The 19,319-nt window shown below is 35.7% G+C and carries 13 protein-coding genes and 1 pseudogene; 9 read left to right on the top strand and 5 right to left on the bottom strand.

The window, feature by feature from the left end:
• From ACIR310F_RS26925 to ACIR310F_RS0113685, 9 genes and pseudogenes are all read left to right on the top strand, one after another.
• On the top strand, positions 1–579 hold a 579-nt coding region (locus tag ACIR310F_RS26925), incomplete at its 5' end, for a pyridoxal-phosphate dependent enzyme (protein ID WP_231387541.1).
• 91 nt (positions 580–670) lie between these two features.
• Positions 671–1,186 (top strand): CAP domain-containing protein, encoded by a 516-nt coding sequence (locus tag ACIR310F_RS0113650; RefSeq protein WP_028084299.1) that lies wholly within the window; start codon positions 671–673, stop codon positions 1,184–1,186.
• Between the two features lie 311 nt (positions 1,187–1,497).
• Complete coding sequence (locus tag ACIR310F_RS0113655) at positions 1,498–2,061, top strand: CAP domain-containing protein (protein ID WP_028084300.1); 564 nt, start codon at positions 1,498–1,500, stop codon at positions 2,059–2,061.
• 236 nt (positions 2,062–2,297) lie between these two features.
• Complete coding sequence (locus tag ACIR310F_RS0113660) at positions 2,298–2,927, top strand: ribonuclease D (RefSeq protein WP_028084301.1); 630 nt, start codon at positions 2,298–2,300, stop codon at positions 2,925–2,927.
• 1,410 nt (positions 2,928–4,337) lie between these two features.
• Entirely contained in the window at positions 4,338–4,649 is a 312-nt protein-coding gene (locus ACIR310F_RS0113665) for a HetP family heterocyst commitment protein (protein WP_028084302.1), read from the top strand.
• A gap of 187 nt (positions 4,650–4,836) precedes the next feature.
• Positions 4,837–5,103, top strand: coding sequence for a hypothetical protein (locus ACIR310F_RS0113670; protein WP_028084303.1), 267 nt, complete (start codon positions 4,837–4,839; stop codon positions 5,101–5,103).
• Between the two features lie 145 nt (positions 5,104–5,248).
• A pseudogene (gene nifJ, locus ACIR310F_RS22560) lies at positions 5,249–8,802 on the top strand (pyruvate:ferredoxin (flavodoxin) oxidoreductase).
• A gap of 70 nt (positions 8,803–8,872) precedes the next feature.
• Positions 8,873–9,880 (top strand): dihydroorotate dehydrogenase-like protein, encoded by a 1,008-nt coding sequence (locus ACIR310F_RS0113680; protein WP_028084304.1) that lies wholly within the window; start codon positions 8,873–8,875, stop codon positions 9,878–9,880.
• Positions 9,881–9,972: 92 nt separating this feature from the next.
• A complete protein-coding gene (locus ACIR310F_RS0113685; RefSeq protein WP_028084305.1) occupies positions 9,973–11,061 on the top strand; it encodes an ATP-dependent 6-phosphofructokinase in 1,089 nt (362 codons plus the stop codon).
• A gap of 162 nt (positions 11,062–11,223) precedes the next feature.
• Here ACIR310F_RS0113685 and ACIR310F_RS0113690 read toward each other — a convergent pair whose 3' ends face one another.
• The 5 genes from ACIR310F_RS0113690 to ACIR310F_RS26930 all read right to left on the bottom strand — a co-directional run.
• Positions 11,224–11,430, bottom strand: coding sequence for a hypothetical protein (locus ACIR310F_RS0113690; RefSeq protein WP_028084306.1), 207 nt, complete (start codon positions 11,428–11,430; stop codon positions 11,224–11,226).
• Positions 11,431–11,655: 225 nt separating this feature from the next.
• The gene (locus ACIR310F_RS0113695; protein WP_231387543.1) at positions 11,656–14,784 is read right to left on the bottom strand and encodes a PAS domain S-box protein; all 3,129 of its coding nucleotides are present in this window, start codon (positions 14,782–14,784) and stop codon (positions 11,656–11,658) included.
• A gap of 290 nt (positions 14,785–15,074) precedes the next feature.
• Positions 15,075–16,583, bottom strand: a complete 1,509-nt coding sequence (locus ACIR310F_RS0113700; protein ID WP_028084308.1) for a pyruvate kinase — start codon at positions 16,581–16,583, stop codon at positions 15,075–15,077.
• A gap of 80 nt (positions 16,584–16,663) precedes the next feature.
• Positions 16,664–19,099 carry a phosphoenolpyruvate synthase gene (ppsA, locus tag ACIR310F_RS0113705; RefSeq protein ID WP_028084309.1) on the bottom strand — a complete coding sequence of 812 codons (2,436 nt, stop codon included), beginning with the start codon at positions 19,097–19,099 and terminating at the stop codon, positions 16,664–16,666.
• A gap of 31 nt (positions 19,100–19,130) precedes the next feature.
• Positions 19,131–19,319, bottom strand: a 189-nt coding sequence (locus ACIR310F_RS26930) for a hypothetical protein (RefSeq protein ID WP_231387544.1), incomplete at its 5' end; no start/stop codon positions are given.

Raw genomic sequence — 19,319 nt, forward strand, 5'->3', positions numbered from 1 at the left:
GTGCGGGATTTTCATGCTGTAATTGGTGAAGAGACCCGCGCTCAAGCTATGGAAAAATGGGGCGGTTTACCTGATATTCTCTTGGCTTGTGTGGGTGGTGGTTCTAACGCTATGGGACTATTTCACGAGTTTGTTCCAGAACCGTCGGTACGTTTGATTGGTATAGAAGCCGCTGGAGAAGGTGTAACTACTGGTAAACACGCTGCTACACTCACGAAAGGAACAGTGGGTGTATTACATGGTTCTATGAGTTATCTTTTGCAAGATGAGGATGGGCAGGTGATTGAACCACATTCTATTAGTGCTGGTTTAGATTATCCTGGTGTAGGTCCAGAACACAGTTATATGAAAGATAGTGGTCGCGCTGAATATTATAGCGTTACCGATGCTGAGGCGTTGGAGGCATTTCAGAGATTATCTAAATTAGAGGGTATTATACCAGCATTAGAAACTTCTCATGCGATCGCCTATTTAGAAACCCTTTGTCCACAACTTACTGGTAGTCCCAAAATCATCATCAACTGTTCTGGGAGGGGTGACAAGGATGTACAAACTGCGGCTAAGTTCTTAATTCATTAAGTACAGTTGGGGAGAATTAGGAATACAAGCTCAAAAGAACTTGTGAGTAATTTCATCTCCCCAAGCAATTAATTTTCAAAGGTGATCAATCATGCTGAAAAGCTTTATTTTTGCTGCTAGTGCGGGTTTTTTGGTTTTAGTTAGTGGGACAATGGCTAGTTCAGAACCTAATTTCTCGACCGGATTAACTCTTAATTACCAAGTTGCACAAGGTAATGTAAATACTGCTACTATAGAAGCATCGGTTTTCCAAAAAATCAACCAGTATCGTGTCTCGCAAAATCTACCCGCACTTACCCGTAATTCTACAATTGACAATCAAGCGAGAATTCACAGTCAAAATATGGCTAGTGGTAGAGTCGCCTTTGGACATAATGGATTTTCAGGACGAGTAGCAGCAACAGGTATTGCTTACAGTCGAGTCGCCGAAAATGTCGCTTATAACCAAGGACATCAAGATCCCGCGGATCGAGCCGTTCAAGGCTGGCTGAATAGTTCAGGACATTTAGCCAATATTAAGGGTAATTATACTCTAACGGGGATTGGTGTAGCCAGCAATAACCAAGGGAAAATTTATTTTACACAAATTTTCTTGCGCTCAAGATAAGTGTTTGTAAATTATAAGATTTTAGTATCTATGACATCTATCATTGGATACTATTTTTTATTAATTATTTTAATTTTAATGAGTAATGTAGTGTAAATAGCATTGACAAAACCTATTCTCTGTTAAGACTAAATATGGCTGCTCTACGCGATGACAATAAACAAAAGTATTATCCAGATAACTGATTTAAATTGTGAAAATTTGATGATTCTTGAGTTTATATTTGGTAAATAGTATCCTGGTAAGTATTTCGATCATCAGAAGATAGGGTATATATCCTATAAATCCATACATTACTTAATTTAAACCTCATGTTAAGACAAACTGCTTTTGGCATCGCTTTAAGTACGCTTGTCCTTGCTAGTGGATATATGACTGCTGCTAATCCAGATAATAGTTCTGCTAAACAAACTGGCCGATATCAGCGTTCATCACTTGTGACAAGTCAAGCCAAAATATCTAATTTTAGTTTTGAAACTAATAATTTAGAGAAATCAGTTTTTATTCAAATTAATCAATATCGAGCAAAACGGGGACTAGGAAAGTTAAATTTAAGCGAAAAGATTAGTCAGCAAGCGAGAATTCATAGTCAAAATATGGCTAGTGGTAAAGTTCCTTTTAGTCATCAAGGATTTGAACAGCGCGTTATGGCTATTCCTCTTAAATACAGCAGTGCAGCGGAAAATGTCGCTTACAATACGGGATATAGCAATCCTGCAAATGAGGCGGTTTCTGGCTGGTTAAAAAGTCCTGGACATCTCAAGAATCTTCAGGGTAAATATAATCTAACTGGGGTTGGTGTGGCTACCAATGAGCAAGGCCAAGTCTATCTAACACAAATATTTTTAAACGCTAAAGTCCCAGGGCGCAATTAAGAATTAGTCGTTGGATAATGGTGGTATGAATTATATTTCGCGCCCAGTTACAAAGGAGCAAAGGCGCGAAGAAAAAGAGATTTTTCGGTAATGGTATTATTAATAATAATTAAAAAAAGATGCCTCTTGTTTGATAAGGGGTATAAATCAGTTTATGAATTTTGCCTTTTTGACTGGAGTGTTAAAAACAGTATTATGATCTGGCACAATAAAGATAATTTATAGTTGATAATTTCATGATATTACAGGATTTTCAAGTTGGTGACGGTGATTTAACTGATGCTGCCCTTTCTGAGTATTTAAAAGCTCCAGCGATCGCTGTTGATACAGAAACAATGGGACTTTTACCACAACGAGATCGTTTGTGTCTGGTGCAAATTTGTAACCCGGAAGGACAAGTTACTGCTATTGGCATATCTAGAGGACAAACAGCCGCACCTAATTTAAAAACACTTATGGAAGCAACCCATATCATCAAAGTTTTTCACTTTGCTAGGTTTGATATGGCTACTTTAAGGCACAATTTAGACATTTTTGTTCAGCCCATTTTTTGTACTAAAATTGCTAGTAAATTAGCACGTACTTATACAAATCGTCATGGTTTAAAAGACGTGGTATTAGAATTAGAAAAAGTAGAATTGGATAAAAGCGCCCAGAGTTCTGATTGGGGTAATGCCAGTAATTTATCTGAAGTACAATTAAGTTACGCTGCTAATGATGTGCGTTACCTACTGAGTATACAGCAAAAACTTACTGTTATGTTACAACGGGAAGAGCGTTGGCAACTTGCCCAGGAATGTTTTCAAACTTTATCCACAATTGTCGCCTTAGATCTATTACAATTCAAAGACTTATTTGAACATTAAACATCTTAGGAACTTATACAAAGTAGGGGTAATTCATGAATTACCCCTAAACAAGAATAGGTTTTGAGTAACTTAGTTAAATATAACAATACTTGCAATTTTGACTATGTTTGGCCTGTAACGGTTGCATTCAGATTGTGATAACTCAGTAGACATCTCTAGAAATTAAATGTGCGTAGCCTTAATGTAGAGACGTTCCATGGAACGTCTCTACAAGCGTTTTGAAATCATCAAAAATCATTTTCATACATCAAATCAGCAACGCCTTAATTTGTAAATTTGCGACCGTTCCTAAAATAGACATCTGCGGTAAAGATTGTGGAGATATGACATTTTTTTTAAAAGTCTATTAACCAAAGAATCAAATATTACATATATAAATGTTGCTCAATTCCTCAGAACCTTGATAATCATCTTCTCGGCTGCTTTAATAGGTTGAGTATTTGGTAATTAGGTGTAACTAATTTAGCCAGATTATTAAAAATAACGGAAAATCAATAGTCATACAATATTGCTTTACTTCTAATCTAGATTTTTGTAAATACTCCTTATGACACTATTTAAACAGTCATACAACATTGAATTACTTCTAATCTAGAATTTTGTAAATACCCCTTATGACACTATTTAAACAGTCATTTAATAAACAATTTAAACCTGACATTTTTTGTATTGTTTAGAGGAACAAAGTGCCAATTTGGCTTACTAGTTACTGAAAAAGTAGTATTCTAAATATAATAGTGTCACAAGGAGTATTTACAAAAATATAAATAGCAAATGTCAGTAAATATTTCAATGTTGTATGACTATTTAAATAGTGTCATAATTGGAGTAGCTGTATTTTCTATTCGTTACCAACAAATGGAATTAGGCATAAAATACTAGGAATTTACCTATATTTTTTACTAATAGAAGGGTAATGAGCTTAGTAATTTACCAACTTATACACTCAAATAATTCGGAACTTAATCTATTTAGATAAAAAATTGCCTATGGTATAACAAAAATTACAAGACTTCACAGATACAGGGTTATTTGAATGTAAATAACTTGCAAATAAACCTCACAAAAAATTAATAAAATTCTCTAATAACCACAAATAATATTGATATTCAATCGAAAAGTTGTCGCTATACTTGAACTTAGATATCAAGGTTATTTACCAAGAGAATTAAATCCTTTGCATATCATCTGTATATAACGGTGTGATATCCGATATCCCGTGAATTTCTGGCTGTAATTTGGGATTTAGAGCATTAGAAGTCATGAATTATAAGACTTATCAAATCAGGATAAAAGTTCCCAAATTTGATCATCAAAGTCTGATTAATTTCGACTAAAAAGATTCTCTATTCTCAGTTATTACAACCTCTTACATTTCAGTCCTACAAGATTAAATCAGGGTTAGTTATGAACTATTCAGCTTCTTATTCTCAGAAAGATTTTCATAGTGTTATCACTCCTGAACAATTCAATCATATCATCGAGGCTATTGCTGATGGTCGGTATTCTTGGGCTTGTGTGCTGATTTTACGTTATATTGGTTATAATCCGATCCATTATATTCCTCAACGTACTTACAGCCGATTAATTAAAGAGAACCGTCAAATTTCTGCATTGGGAACAGCTAGTAAACAAAAAACAAAAGCTGATATTCCAACTTCTGTGAATAGTCCTAATTACAGAGATTTATCTCAACTCGTCACCGCAGGAGAAAGGTAGATTACATTATCAATATCAATGATTTCGGATACCTGTTGTTTTATATCCCATACTAACTTTAGTATGGGGTATTTTATAGTATGGTAGGGAATTGGTTTGAATATTAGCCAATAGATAGATGAAAATTATGATAATTTTTGCCAGTCTAGAAGACAGAGTAATCTTTAATTCATGAAGATATAAGACAATGGCTAAAATATTACAGTCCAATACCGATATTTATCAAATTGATGTCAACTTGCTTCTGGAAGATATGACTCCAGAGGAAACAGAGGTTTTTTTAGGGGGTTATTGCGATATTGATTCATTCAAAAATAAGTTAAAAAAACAAAATATTGGTGGAGATGATAAATACAGCAAGCAGAAAATTAACAGTATAGATAATTCCCAAAAAACCTACTTTAATGGAGTATCTATACCCAGAAAAAGAAACACTGTGATTATATACGAATAATACAGCGAATTTTATCTGGTTGAGGTACAATTTTAGCGGGCAAGATGCCCACACCACAAGATTTTTATCATTAATATCTGTGCCTCATAATATCGGAAATTGCTGTAGGAAACTGAAGCTATGAATAAACTATTAATTAGTTAATATGAAAACGAAAATTCTTGCCACTATAGACGGTAATGAAGCTGTTGCTAGAGTCGTTTATCAATTAAACGAGGTAATTGTTATTTACCCTATTACACCATCTTCACCCATGGCTGAATGGTCTGATAGTTGGATGAATGAGGGAAAACCGAACATTTGGGGAAATGTTCCTTCGGTGGTGCAGTTACAGAGTGAGGGGGGGTTGCTGGTGCTGTACATGGGGCTTTACAGACGGGTTCACTGACAACAACATTTACAGCTTCCCAGGGATTGATGTTAATGCTCCCAAATATGTATAAAATTGCGGGGGAGCTTACACCTACAGTATTTCATATTGCGGCGCGATCGCTGGCAGTGCAAGCGCTCTCAATTTTCGGAGATCATAGTGATGTCATGGCCGCGAGAAGTACGGGTTTTGCTATGTTGTGCGCTGCTTCTGTACAAGAAGCCCATGATTTTGCTCTTATTTCTACACGCGCAAGTTTAGAATCACGGATACCTTATTTACATTTTTTTGATGGTTTTCGCACTTCTCACGAAGTAGATAAAATAGAAATATTAACAACTGAAGACTTACAAAAATTCATTCCCATAGAGTTAGTAATTGCCCATCGTTTAAGAGCTTTAACACCTGATAATCCGGTATTACGAGGAACGGCACAAAACCCTGATGTTTATTTTCAAAGTAGGGAAACGGTAAATTCTTTTTATTTAGCTTGTTCAGATATTACTCAAAGGATCATGGATGAGTTTTTAGAAATGACCGGGAGAGAATATAAAATATTTGATTATTATGGACATCCAGCAGCAGAAAAAATCATTATTCTCATGGGTTCTGGTTGTGAAACTGTCCAGGAGACTGTAGATTATCTCAACCAACACGGGGAAAAAGTTGGAGTAATCAAGGTGAGATTATATCGTCCTTTTGATGTCCAAAAATTTATTAATTCTCTGCCCAAAACTACCCGCAGTATTGCAGTTTTGGATAGAACCAAAGAACCGGGTGCTATTGGTGAACCTTTATATTTAGATGTGGTGACAGCGTTAGCAGAAAACAAAATTAATCAAATTAAAGTTGTTGGTGGTAGATATGGTTTATCATCTAAAGAATTTACACCGGCGATGGTAAAAGCAGTATTTGATAATTTAGATATTGACATCCCGAAAAATCATTTTACTATTGGCATTAATGATGATGTTACACATACTAGTTTAGGATATAATCCAGAATTTAATATTGAAGCGGATAATATAGTCACGGCAATTTTCTACGGTTTGGGTGCAGATGGTACAGTGGGTGCAAATAAAAATTCAATTAAAATTATTGGAGAAGAAACTGATAATTATAGTCAAGGTTATTTTGTTTATGATTCTAAAAAATCTGGTTCTGTAACGGTTTCTCATTTGCGCTTTGGTTCTGAGAAAATTCGCTCTCATTATTTAATTACGAAAGCCAATTTTATCGCTTGTCATCAATGGGATTTTTTAGAAAAATTTCCGGTCTTAAAAGAGATAATTCCTGGTGGTACTTTTTTATTAAATGCACCTGATCATCAAGATGAAATTTGGAATAAATTACCAGCTTCTATACAACAAGAGATAATTAATAAAAATATCAATTTTTATGTGATTAATGCCTATAAAGTCGCTCGTGAAGCGGGAATAGGTGGACATATTAACATAGTTATGCAGGTTTGTTTCTTTGCTATTTCCGGTATTTTACCAAGAGCAGAAGCTATTGCTAAAATTAAGGAATCTATCCAGAAAACCTACGGTCAAAAAGGTGAAGAAATTGTCGAATTGAATATTAAAGCAGTTGATAAAACTCTGGAAAATCTTCATCAGATTTTAGCCAAAGAAGCAAAAACAGAACTATCATCTATTCCAGAGAATATACCAGATTTTGTTCATAATGTATTAGGTAAAATCATAGCCCGTCAAGGAGATGATTTACCCGTGAGTGCATTACCAATAGATGGTACATATCCCACAGGAACATCTAAATGGGAAAAACGCAATATTGCAGCAGAAATTCCTGTTTGGGATAGTGACGTTTGTATTCAATGTGGTAAATGTGTAATGGTGTGTCCTCATAGTGTAATTCGCGCTAAAGTATATGCAGCAGAAGCATTAGAAAATGCACCAAAAACTTTTAAAAGTATAAATGCGAAAGAACATGATTGGCATAATTTAAAATTTACCATTCAAGTAGCAGCAGAAGATTGTACAGGTTGCGGTATTTGTGTTGATATTTGTCCTGCAAAAAATAAGGCCGAACCTCGCAGAAAAGCCATTAATATGGAAGCACAAAGACCATTGCGAGAACAAGAGCGAGAAAACTGGAATTTCTTCTTAAATATTCCTAACCCAGATCGAAAAAATTTGCAGTTGCATCATATTAATCAACAACAAATGCAAGAACCTTTATTTGAGTTTTCTGGTGCTTGTGCGGGATGTGGAGAAACACCCTATATTAAATTAGTAACACAATTATTTGGCGATCGCATGATCGTCGCTAATGCCACCGGTTGTTCATCTATCTATGGGGGTAATTTACCCACCACTCCTTGGACAAAAAACGCCGCAGGTAGAGGTCCAGCATGGTCTAATAGTTTATTTGAAGATAATGCCGAATTTGGCTTAGGTTTCCGCATTTCTATAGATAAACAAGCGGAATTTGCAGCCTATTTACTTCAACAACTTGCACCAGAAATAGGTGAAAGTTTAGTAACAGATATCCTCAATGCTGAACAAAAAGATGAAGCAGATATTTATGAACAACGAGAACGAATTTCTATTCTCAAACAAAAATTAGATCAACTTCTCGAATCTATAACCAAAAGCAATCTCAAATCCCAAATCCAAAATTTAAAATCCTTAGCTGATTATTTAGTCAAAAAAAGCGTTTGGATCATTGGTGGTGACGGTTGGGCTTATGATATTGGTTATGGTGGTTTGGATCATGTAATTGCTAGTGGCCGCAACGTTAATATTTTGGTATTAGACACAGAAGTTTATTCTAATACCGGAGGTCAAATGTCTAAATCTACTCCTAAAGGTGCAGTGACAAAATTTGCAGCAGGTGGTAAAAAAACAACTAAGAAAGACTTGGGTTTAATGGCTATGACCTATGGTAATGTTTATGTTGCTAGTGTAGCAATGGGAGCAAAAGATGAACAAACTTTAAAAACTTTTTTAGAAGCTGAAGCTTATAATGGTCCATCCTTAATTATTGCCTATAGTCATTGTATTGCTCACGGAATTAATATGAGTACAGCAATGCAAAATCAAAAAGCCGCTGTGGACTCTGGACGCTGGTTATTATATCGTTATCACCCCGACCGCATTAAACAGGGGAAAAACCCCCTACAACTCGATTCTCGCAGTCCTAGAATACCAATAGAAAATTCCATGTATATGGAAAATCGTTTTCAAATGTTGACGAAAATTAATCCAGAAACAGCAAAACAACTTTTAAAAGAAGCACAAGTTGATGTTAACAATCGGTGGCAAATGTATCAATATTTAGCCGCAGGAAAATTACAGGAAACCTAAATCAGAACTCAGGAAAAGGAAGAAAATCATTAAATTACCAAATTATTAACCCAAATTATTAACCCAAATTATGAATTTAACTACCACATATTTAGGCTTAGAATTAAAATCTCCTTTAGTTCCTTCCGCTTCTCCACTTTCACGGGAAATTGATAATATTAAAACCATGGAAGATATAGGCGCTGGTGCTGTAGTTATGCACTCATTATTTGAAGAACAATTAACTTTAGAAAAATCCCAACTTCATCATCATCTCAGTTATGGTACAGAAAGTTTTCCTGAAGCTTTAACCTATTTCCCTGATATAACTAATTTTCGGGTAGGACCTGAAGAATATTTAGATCATATTCAGAAAGCTCAGGAAACAGTAGATATTCCCATTATTGGTAGTCTTAATGGTTGTTCTGTTGGCGGTTGGACTAAATATGGTAAACTCATGCAAGAAGCGGGGGTGTCAGCACTAGAATTAAATATTTATTATGTCCCTACAGACCCAGATTTAATAAGTGCAGAAATTGAACAGAATTATATTGATATTCTCACATCTGTGAAAGCCGCAGTCAGCATTCCTGTAGCTGTTAAACTCAGTCCCTATTTCACTAATATGGCAAATATGGCCAAACGTTTAGATCATGCCGGTGCTGATGGTTTAGTATTATTTAATCGCTTTTATCAACCAGATATTAATTTAGAAATTCTAGAGGTTGAACCTAATGTATTATTAAGTACCCCCCAAGCCATGCGTTTACCTCTGCGCTGGATAGCCATTCTCTATGGACATATTCACGGTAGTCTTGCTGCAACTAGTGGTATTCATAATGCTCAGGATGTAATTAAAATGCTGATGGTGGGCGCAAATATTACTATGCTTTGCTCTGTATTATTGCAGAGGGGAATTACTTATATACAGTGTTTAGAAAAAGATCTGCGTGAATGGATGGAAATACACGAATATCAATCTGTACAACAAATGCAAGGTACTATGAGCCAGTTAAATTGTCCTCATCCTAGTGCTTTTGAACGCGCTCAATATATTAAGGCTTTACAAACTTATTCGGGAAATAAGCAACAGGTTTGAATGTTTATTTATTTACAATAAAATTGTAAATTCTTTCTCAATTCTAAATTATAACCCACTTTTTTGACAACTAACAAATATTGTAACAAATAATGAAAAAACGTATTAGTATTCTTACTAGTGGTGGTGACTGTCCTGGGTTAAATTGTGTGATTCGCGCCGTTGTCAGTCATGCCATACAGACTTATGATTGGGAAGTGGTGGGTATTCCCTACGCGACTCAAGGACTGCTAGAGCGGAAAACTGTCCCTTTAGGTATCCACAGTTGGAATTTGCACGGTATTGACCCGCTGCTCAACATGGGGGGAACAATCTTAGGTACTATTAATCAAGGGGATACCTTAGCCCATGCTGATGAAATATTATCAGGTTATGAAGCGATCGCTTTAGATGCTTTAATTGCTATTGGTGGAGATGGTAGTTTAAATATTATTCACCAATTAGCAGTTTTAGGTAATTGGCATTTAGTCGCTATTCCTAAAACTATTGACAATGATGTCGCTTTTACAGAACGTTCCATTGGCTTTGATACCGCAGTTAATACCATTGTTGACGCTATTAATCGGCTTACATTCACTGCTGCTAGTCATGATCGAGTTATGATTGTCGAAGTTATGGGACGGACAGCGGGACATTTAGCATTATACTCAGGAATTGCTGGCGGCGCTGATGTAATTTTAATTCCCGAAATTCCCTATAGTATTCAGGGTATATGCAATCACTTAGAGCAATTACGCCATGGTCATGGTAGCCAAAGCGATCGCTGGTACAGGAAATTTGCTATTATTGTCGTAGCTGAAGGTGTATCAGTTTCTGCAGAAGATACAAATAGTGCCTCTAGTTGTATGATTGATAAATGTGGTAAAGGTCAATACATTGCTGAAAAAATCGCTAATTGTAGTAATTATTTAATTAATACTAGAGTTTCCGTCTTAGGACATATTCAGCGCGGTGGTATTCCCTCAGCTTTAGACAGACTCACAGCTACTATGTTCGGTAAAGTTGCGGTTGATTTAATTGCTCAAGAACAGTACGACAAAATGTTAGCTTGGCAAAATGGAAAAGTTGTCACTTTCCCCATTGAAGATGTTATCAATCATAATCCCTCCCTTGTTGATCCCCACGGTGATTTAATCCAAACCGCACAATGTCTAGGCATTTATATTGGTGAAGAAGTTTAAGTAGGGCCTGCTGAATAAGTTGTCTGTGAGGGTAGGGAACTCTTAACTCTTAACAGGGAACAGTTTTAACTCTTTGGATATCCTCAATAAGATTTTTGTGATTAATATCTGTAACTCTTGAGCGGGCAAGATGCCCACACCACAAGATTTTTATCAAAAATGCTATTTTCCGGCTTCCGCAAGTGCTTCTAAATGAAAAGCCACATTTTTAAGTGCCATTTGAATTTCGTTACTGTAACCAATACTTCTCCACCTTGGGGTTGTGGCATTGTCTAGCGCGGTTGTATCAAGGTATTGTGCAAAAACTATCAGTTTTTCGGTATCTGTTGCTGCTGTTGCCAAATTTTCTAAAAATTCTTGAGGTGTCATAGATTTGCCAGAAAAGGGTAAAAGTCTCAGAAATCAGTCAATTGTATGAGCATAAGTTCTGTAATCTCAAAAATCTGTCCAAAATATTCAAATATTCATTCAATCACGACTTTAGTCCTGTATTCAAAATCGTAGTTAGGACTTTAGTCCTGTATTCAAAATCGTAGTTAGGACTTTAGTCCTGTATTCAAAACCGTGTAACACTCATCAGGGCTAAAGCCCTGACTACAAACAGAGGACAAAATTTAATTTTTCTAGTAATTCTTGATTGCTATAGGGTTTTAATAAAATCGCGGCAACTTGAGCTTCATTATCTGGTTCTATATTGCGTCCACTACAAGCAATTATTTGCACTTGGGGATTAATTTCTTTTAATTTGTAAATAGCAGTATTTCCATCCATTTCTGGCATCATTATATCCATTAATACTAGGTTGATTTTGTCCTGATTTTGGGTATAAACATCAATAGCTTCTTTGCCATTTTTAGCGGTGATAATTTGATAATTGTAGTTTTCTAAAATGGTTCTTGTAACTTCGATAATTTGGGCTTCATCATCTACCAGTAAAATCAACTCTCCCCGTCCTTGATACATTTTATTATCATCGGATTTTAAAAGTGAAATTTCCTGGTTTATTGATGGTAAAAATACCTGAAATTTGCTGCCTTTTCCAACTTTACTATCAACATTAATAAACCCCTTGTGGCTTTTAATAATTCCTTGCACTGTTGATAGTCCTAATCCTGTTCCTTTACCAAAGTCTTTAGTAGTAAAAAATGGCTCAAATATTCTTTCTACTATTTCCGGTGACATTCCTATACCCGTATCTCTAACAGTAATAACAATATAATTCCCAACTTTAGCATGACAATTTATTTGCTGGATCTCCTCATCAATATATAAATTTTCCGCAGAAATAGAGAGATGTCCACCATTGGGCATAGCATCAGCAGCATTAACGACTAAGTTCATTACCACTTGATGCAGTTGGGTTTTATCCCCATAAACTGGGGATAGTTTGGGAGAAAGATGGGTAGAGAATTTGATAGATTTGGAAACTGTTTGTTTAGCAAACTGTATAGTATCCTTAATCAAATCATTAACTTGTAAAATCGTATATTTACCTTCAAATCCTCTAGCAAAGGATAACAGTTGTTTGACTAAAGCCGCTCCTTGTTTGGCATTATTTTCAATGATTTTCAGCATTTGTAAAACACGATTATTTTCTTGAGAAAATCTAGCTTTAAGTAATTGAGCAGATCCTAAAATCGGAGTTAAGATATTATTGATATCGTGAGCAATACCACCAGCTAAAATACCTATACTTTCCAATCTCTGAGCGCGGAAATACTGCTGTTGTAATCGTTTCTTTTCTGTAATATCAGTATCTACTGTCAGAATAGATTTAGGTTGGCCATCAGTATCTAACATTAACGTCCAGCGACTTTGAACAATAATTTCCTCCCCTGATTTTGTTTTTTTGTATAATTCACCCTCCCAGCTTCCAGAGTTAAATACAGTTTTCAGGGCTGCTATTTCTTGTTGATTATCATTGGAGTTATAGAAAATATCCTGGGTATTTCTCACTAAAACTTCCTGACTTTGCCAACCATACATCCTTTCTGCTCCCTGATTCCAAAAGATGATTTGAGATTTTAAATCTCGCACTAAAATTGCATCAGTAGCAATATCTAAAAGGGCAGCTTGTTCAAATATTTTCCGTTCTGTTTCCTTACGGTTGGTAATGTCTCTAGTTGTGCCAATCATCCGTAGCGGCTGACCATTTTCATCATAGTGGAGTTTAGCCCTAGTGCCCAACCACTTGAGATTACTATCACTAGATATCACCCGATATTCACAGAACAAATCAACTCTTTTCTCAAAAGTCTCATGCAGACAATGACGAAAATGCTCACGATCTTCACTGGAGATTAAATTGAGAAATTCTTCATCTATAGGAGACAAAGCATGACCAGATAGACCATACATTAAACCCATATTTGGAGACCAAAAAATCTCATTGTTTTGGATATGCCAATCCCATATCGCTGTATTCCCCGCTGCCATTGCTAAACTAAGTCGTTCTTCACTTTCTTTTAATGACTGTTGAATATTTTCCCGTTCAATAATTTCCTGTTGTAATCGCTCATTAGCGGTTATTAATTCTGCCGTACGTTCCGCTACTTTGATTTCTAAAAGGTCACTATTTTGACGTAGTGCAGCTTCTAATTTTTCCCGTTCATGCAGTGCAGCGTGCTGTTCACTAACATCAGATATTGACCAAAGAAAACGAGTGCCTTTATTTAGATTATCATACAGAGGATTAACTCTAACTTTGCCAGGAAAGGGTGAACCTCGACGAGGACGTAAATACATTTCCCATTCCTGTAGATTCTGCAATTTCTTTAACCTGGATACAAAATCAAAACGGTATCTTTCAGCAATATACACCACTAATGGCTTACCAATAAGTGCCTTTTGAGGGACAGATAATAAGAATGATGCAGCCTGATTAGCTTCTTGAATAACACCTAAACTATCAGTTACGAAATAACCATTAGGTGCAAATTCAAATAAATTTTGATAACGCAGTCTTTCTGCTTCGGTAATTTCCCGAGAAAGGATCAGTTGTTCATTTTGTTGACGCAGTTCCTCTTCCGCAATTTGCAATTCTTCTAAGGTTTCTTGAAGTTCTTCATTAATTTTTGCATGACAAGGAATTTGTTTTTCTCCCCATGCTTGCAAAGCATGAGAAATTTGCCCACGAATTACTTCTAGTTGTTGATTAACTGGTTTGTGTTCTGTCGTTGATTCTGCAAAATTCTCCCGTAATGCTTCTATTATACCAACTATTTTTTCTATATCTAAGCCTTGTAATAAGCTCTTCTCTGTGATGATACCTATTAATTTTCCTGCGTTATCTACTATTGGTAAATGCTGAATACAATACTGCTCTAAAAGGGTAAACACTGTTAAGATATGCTCAGATGATGATGCCTTTAAAGTAATTAGAGGCTGAGTCATCACTTCAGCTATTTTTACCCCTAATAGGTTGATATTTAAGACAATTACTCTCAATAAATCTTTAATGGTAAATATTCCTTGCAACTCGTTTTGATTTACTACTAGAACATAGTCGTTTGCTGTTTTAAGTGGGTTATTAACTTGATAATTTGGTGATTGATTTATTAAGTTAATCGCATCCATAACACAACTATCAGAACTAATAGTTAAAGGAGAATAATCAATGATTTGACTTAAACTAGGTAAGTTAATAAAGGGCTGGTTAAAACCATTATTTAATAAATCCATTGGTTTGATATTATGGGTAGATGATGTTGTGACTAATTTCATACCTGTAAAAGCCTAATAATTAGTAGCTAATCAATTTGATAGGAATACTTTAATTTTGGAGAATTAAAAGATTTATTTCCATCAAAATATTAGGTAAAATCTGGTACAATTTGGTAATAGAGATATAATTCGATTATAAACTTCCTCCTTAGATTGTAACCTGAAAACTTGATATATAAAGTTTTAATTTTATAAATATTTCCCATGGTGAGTATTCACAATTACTATACATAGTTTTGTGAAGACATCGGCGGAAAGGAAGATTGATGTTGAAATTTTTTTCATACCAATTACCAAGAATGTAAAGCTCTTAACTGGGGTGTTTTCTTAACTTGGTGAGCTTGCATTCTGGTGAGAACATCATCTAAAATACCCACAGCTTCAACAATATAAGCACCTTTATTCAGCATGACACATTCTGCTCGTTCTGACATGGCTGCATCGGTAATTTCTGCCCGTGAAGGCATTCCATGTTTGACGAGATTTTCTAATACTTGGGTTGCCCAAATTACGGGTATATGGGCAGCTTCGCATAACCATAATATTTCCTCTTGAATTTCCGCTAGACGTTGATAACCAATCTCAATAGCTAAATCTCCCCTAGCAATCATAATTCCAAAGGGTTGTTTACCTGCGGCTTGAATAATTAATTCTGGAAGATTGCTAACAGCTAGGGGTGTTTCTATTTTAGCAACTATGGCAGGTATGGGAGAATTTTCTGGTAATCTTGCTGTTAATTCCTGTTGTAAAAGCTGAATATCTTCAGCAGTTTGTACATAGGAATAGCCGATAATATCAACTTGATCAGCATGACTAGTAATAAAGTCTAAATCCTGCTTATCTTTTTCCGTCAGGGAACTCAAATGCAAATCAGTGTCAGGAAAATTGATGCCTTTTTCTGGTAAGATATTTTCACCTTTAAGCCTAGCATGGGTGATTTTTAACCATACGCCCTGGGGTGTAATTGACTCTACATAAGCACCAATACGTCCATCATCAATCCAAACTATTGTGCCAATTTTGAGTTCTTTTAATACCTCTGGAATTGTACAACTAACTTGAAAATATTGAGAATTAATTGCAGTTGGTAAATCCTGGGCTAGGAGGAGAGATTCACCTTTAAATATCCGCTGTTTGGGGCTGGGGGTAAGGGCAGATTTAATTCGGGCTTTGGGACCACTCAAGTCCATGAGAATTTTACATACAGATCCCAATTCTAATTCTGCTTGTTTGACATGATTAATCATTGCTAACCATTCAATAGATGTATCATGAGCGCAATTTATTCTAACACAATTTGTGCCTTGACGAATTATATTTTCCAGAAATTGATAATTAGTCGCGGCTTCACTTGGTAACGTCACCATAATTCGGACGCGACGCTTATCTACCGTGTTACCAAATAAATCTTCAGTATTTTGTTGCAGCAAGCGATCGCCTTCAAAAAATAATTCCAAAGGAGGATGTATAATTGTTGAGTCTTGTTCTGGGCGACAAACTGCTTGTAAGGTGGCAATGACAGCATCTAAAGTCGGTAAAACCTTAGCCTCTATCCTCCCTAAAGAGGATAAACCCCAAGGCATTAAGGCCGCTTGTAGTTCTCTTAAATCGTGTCTTCTCAGTGCTAGATAATAGGCCAAATTGAGGCTACTTTTAATGAAAGATTGACGGTGAATTTGCTTTTTCCATTGTTGAAATATTTTTGTTCCTTCTTCACTAATAGATTGACGAAGTTCCTGTAATTTGGTAAGCAAAATACAAGGATTAGATAAGTCTAACTCTAGATTTTTTGTTTGCATATTGGTTAGTTGTCAGTGGTAAGTTGTTAGTTGTAAAACTGTTACTAATCACCAATCACCTATTACCTATTCCCCATTACCTATTTCCCTTTTTCTGCTTTCGCAATTTCTAGCATTGTTTTGATCACAGAATCAGGATTTAGACTAATAGAATCTATACCTTGTGCAACGAGGAAACGAGCAAATTCTGGATAATCACTGGGTGCTTGTCCACAAATACCAATTTTGCGGCCATTTTGTTTAACTGTAGTTATGGCTTTTGCTATTGTTCTTTTTACAGCTTCATTGCGTTCATCAAATAAATGTGCAACTAATTCAGAATCTCGATCTAATCCTAATGTTAATTGGGTTAAGTCATTAGAACCAATAGAGAAACCATCAAATACTTGGCTAAATTCATCAGCTAATAAAACGTTACTGGGTAATTCGCACATGACGTAAACTTCTAAGCCATTTTCACCTTTAACTAAGCCATTTTTTGCCATTTCTGCTAATACCTGTTTTCCTTCTTCGGGAGTACGACAAAAGGGAACCATCAAAATCATATTGGTTAAACCCATTTCATTTCTTACTCGTTTCATGGCTTGACATTCTAATGCAAAACCTTGACGATAACGAGGATCATAATAACGAGAAGCACCACGCCAACCAATCATCGGATTTTCTTCTTTAGGTTCAAATTGTCTACCTCCTAAAAGATTGGCATATTCATTACTTTTGAAATCAGACAATCTCACAATTACAGGTTTAGGATAAAATGCTGCTGCAATTGTGCCGATACCTTGAGATAATTTAGTAATAAAAAATTCGGCTTTGTTTTCATATTGTGCCGTTAATTCGCTAATTTTATATTTGGCAAGTTCGTCTTCTAATTTGTCAAAATGTAATAATGCTAAAGGGTGGGCTTTAATATGGTTAGCAATAATAAATTCCATTCTTGCTAAACCAACACCATCATTAGGAATTGCTGTCAAACCCAGGGCTTCTTCAGGATTACCTACATTCATCATAATTTTAGTACGGGTACGGGGTAAATTATCTAATGGTAATTCTTGAATTTCAAACTTTAATAAACCCGCATAAACTTGACCTGTTTCCCCTTCTGCACAACTAACAGTAATCTCTTGTCCAGTTTCTAAAATTGTAGTTCCATTTCCGCAACCAACGATAGCAGGAATGCCCATTTCTCTAGCAATAATTGCTGCATGACAGGTTCTTCCTCCAGAGTTAGTGACAATAGCGCTGGCCTTTTTCATGATTGGTTCCCAGTCTGGGTCTGTGCGGTTGGTAACTAGCACTTCTCCGGCTTGGAAAAGGTTAATTTGATGGACATCAAGTATGATTCTAGCTTTACCTTGACCGATCATTTCGCCCACGCTACGACCTGTTAATAAAACTTGACTTTTTTCTTGGAGTTGATAAGTTTTGAGAACGGTTTTTGATTTTTGAGATTGAACTGTTTCTGGTCTAGCTTGGACGATAAATAATTCACCAGTTACCCCATCTTTTGCCCATTCAATATCCATTGGTGTGGTTATTCCCCGAATTTGCGAATAATGATTTTCAATGATACAAGCCCAGTCAGCTAATTGTAATATTTCTTGATCATTGAGAGCAAATTGATGACGTTCAATTTCAGGAACACGAACATTTTTAGTTAATTTTGATCCACCTAGATCATAAATCATTTTAATTTCTTTTGTTCCCAAACGCTTTTGGAGAATGGGCTTATATCCTTGTTTTAAAGTGGGTTTAAATACTAAATATTCATCGGGATTAACAGCGCCTTGAACAATGGTTTCACCCAAACCATAAGCAGCAGTGATTAAAGCTGCATCTTGAAAACCTGTTTCCGTATCAATAGAGAACATTACTCCAGAAGATGCTAAATCAGAACGTACCATTTTTTGGACACCGACAGATAAAGCCACTTCAAAATGATCAAAACCTTTAATTTGTCGGTAGGAAATCGCCCTATCTGTAAAAATAGAAGCAAAACATTTATGACAAGATTCTAATACTCCTTGTAGTCCATGAACATTCAGGTAAGTTTCTTGTTGTCCTGCAAAACTCGCATCTGGTAAGTCTTCGGCTGTGGCACTAGAACGCACAGCTACATCAGTATTAATACCATATTCTGCACATAAACTTTGATAGGAATTAGCGATCGCTTCTTGTAATTCTAGCGGAAATGGAGTTTCTAACATCAATGATCTGGCTTTTTTTCCACATTCCCGCAGATTATCCATATCTTCGACATCCAAATGTGCAAAAATCTTCCTTAATTTTACCTCTAAACCAGCCGCAGTTATAAAATACCTATAAGCGCCAGCAGTAGTCGCAAAACCATTGGGAACTTTCACCCCTTTGGAATTTAATTGTTGAATCATTTCCCCTAAAGAGGCGTTTTTACCACCTACCAGGGGAATATCTGCAATTCCCACGGAATTAAAGGGTAATACTAAAGCTTCTGGGATAGTTTGGCTATTTTCTTGATTGCGTTTAATTTCCAGCATCTTCTGAAATTCCTTAAATAGCTAATATTATTTAATTCAGAACCGAATTTAAATGTATATCTTTGAGGATGTTGCTGATATATTTGTATTCTAGACTATAATTCGACTTGAGAATAGTATGGCGAAATAATACGTAATAAACATTTCCGACAATTAAATATGCGTGATTTACAACCCTTGTAGAGACGTTCCATGGGTAGGGATTCTCGGCTCTACAATC

The sequence above is a fragment of the Dolichospermum circinale AWQC310F genome (assembly GCF_000426925.1).
Lineage (GTDB): Bacteria > Cyanobacteriota > Cyanobacteriia > Cyanobacteriales > Nostocaceae > Dolichospermum > Dolichospermum circinale.

Coding starts and splice junctions, on each gene's coding strand:
- ACIR310F_RS0113655 (WP_028084300.1), top strand. CDS start 1,498: ATGTTAAGACAAACTGCTTTTGGCATCGCTTTAAGTACGCTTGTCCTT.
- ACIR310F_RS0113660 (WP_028084301.1), top strand. CDS start 2,298: ATGATATTACAGGATTTTCAAGTTGGTGACGGTGATTTAACTGATGCT.
- ACIR310F_RS0113670 (WP_028084303.1), top strand. CDS start 4,837: ATGGCTAAAATATTACAGTCCAATACCGATATTTATCAAATTGATGTC.
- ppsA (WP_028084309.1), bottom strand. CDS start 19,099: ATGCTGGAAATTAAACGCAATCAAGAAAATAGCCAAACTATCCCAGAA.
- ACIR310F_RS0113700 (WP_028084308.1), bottom strand. CDS start 16,583: ATGCAAACAAAAAATCTAGAGTTAGACTTATCTAATCCTTGTATTTTG.
- ACIR310F_RS0113680 (WP_028084304.1), top strand. CDS start 8,873: ATGAATTTAACTACCACATATTTAGGCTTAGAATTAAAATCTCCTTTA.
- ACIR310F_RS0113695 (WP_231387543.1), bottom strand. CDS start 14,784: ATGAAATTAGTCACAACATCATCTACCCATAATATCAAACCAATGGAT.
- ACIR310F_RS0113690 (WP_028084306.1), bottom strand. CDS start 11,430: ATGACACCTCAAGAATTTTTAGAAAATTTGGCAACAGCAGCAACAGAT.
- ACIR310F_RS0113650 (WP_028084299.1), top strand. CDS start 671: ATGCTGAAAAGCTTTATTTTTGCTGCTAGTGCGGGTTTTTTGGTTTTA.
- ACIR310F_RS0113665 (WP_028084302.1), top strand. CDS start 4,338: ATGAACTATTCAGCTTCTTATTCTCAGAAAGATTTTCATAGTGTTATC.
- ACIR310F_RS0113685 (WP_028084305.1), top strand. CDS start 9,973: ATGAAAAAACGTATTAGTATTCTTACTAGTGGTGGTGACTGTCCTGGG.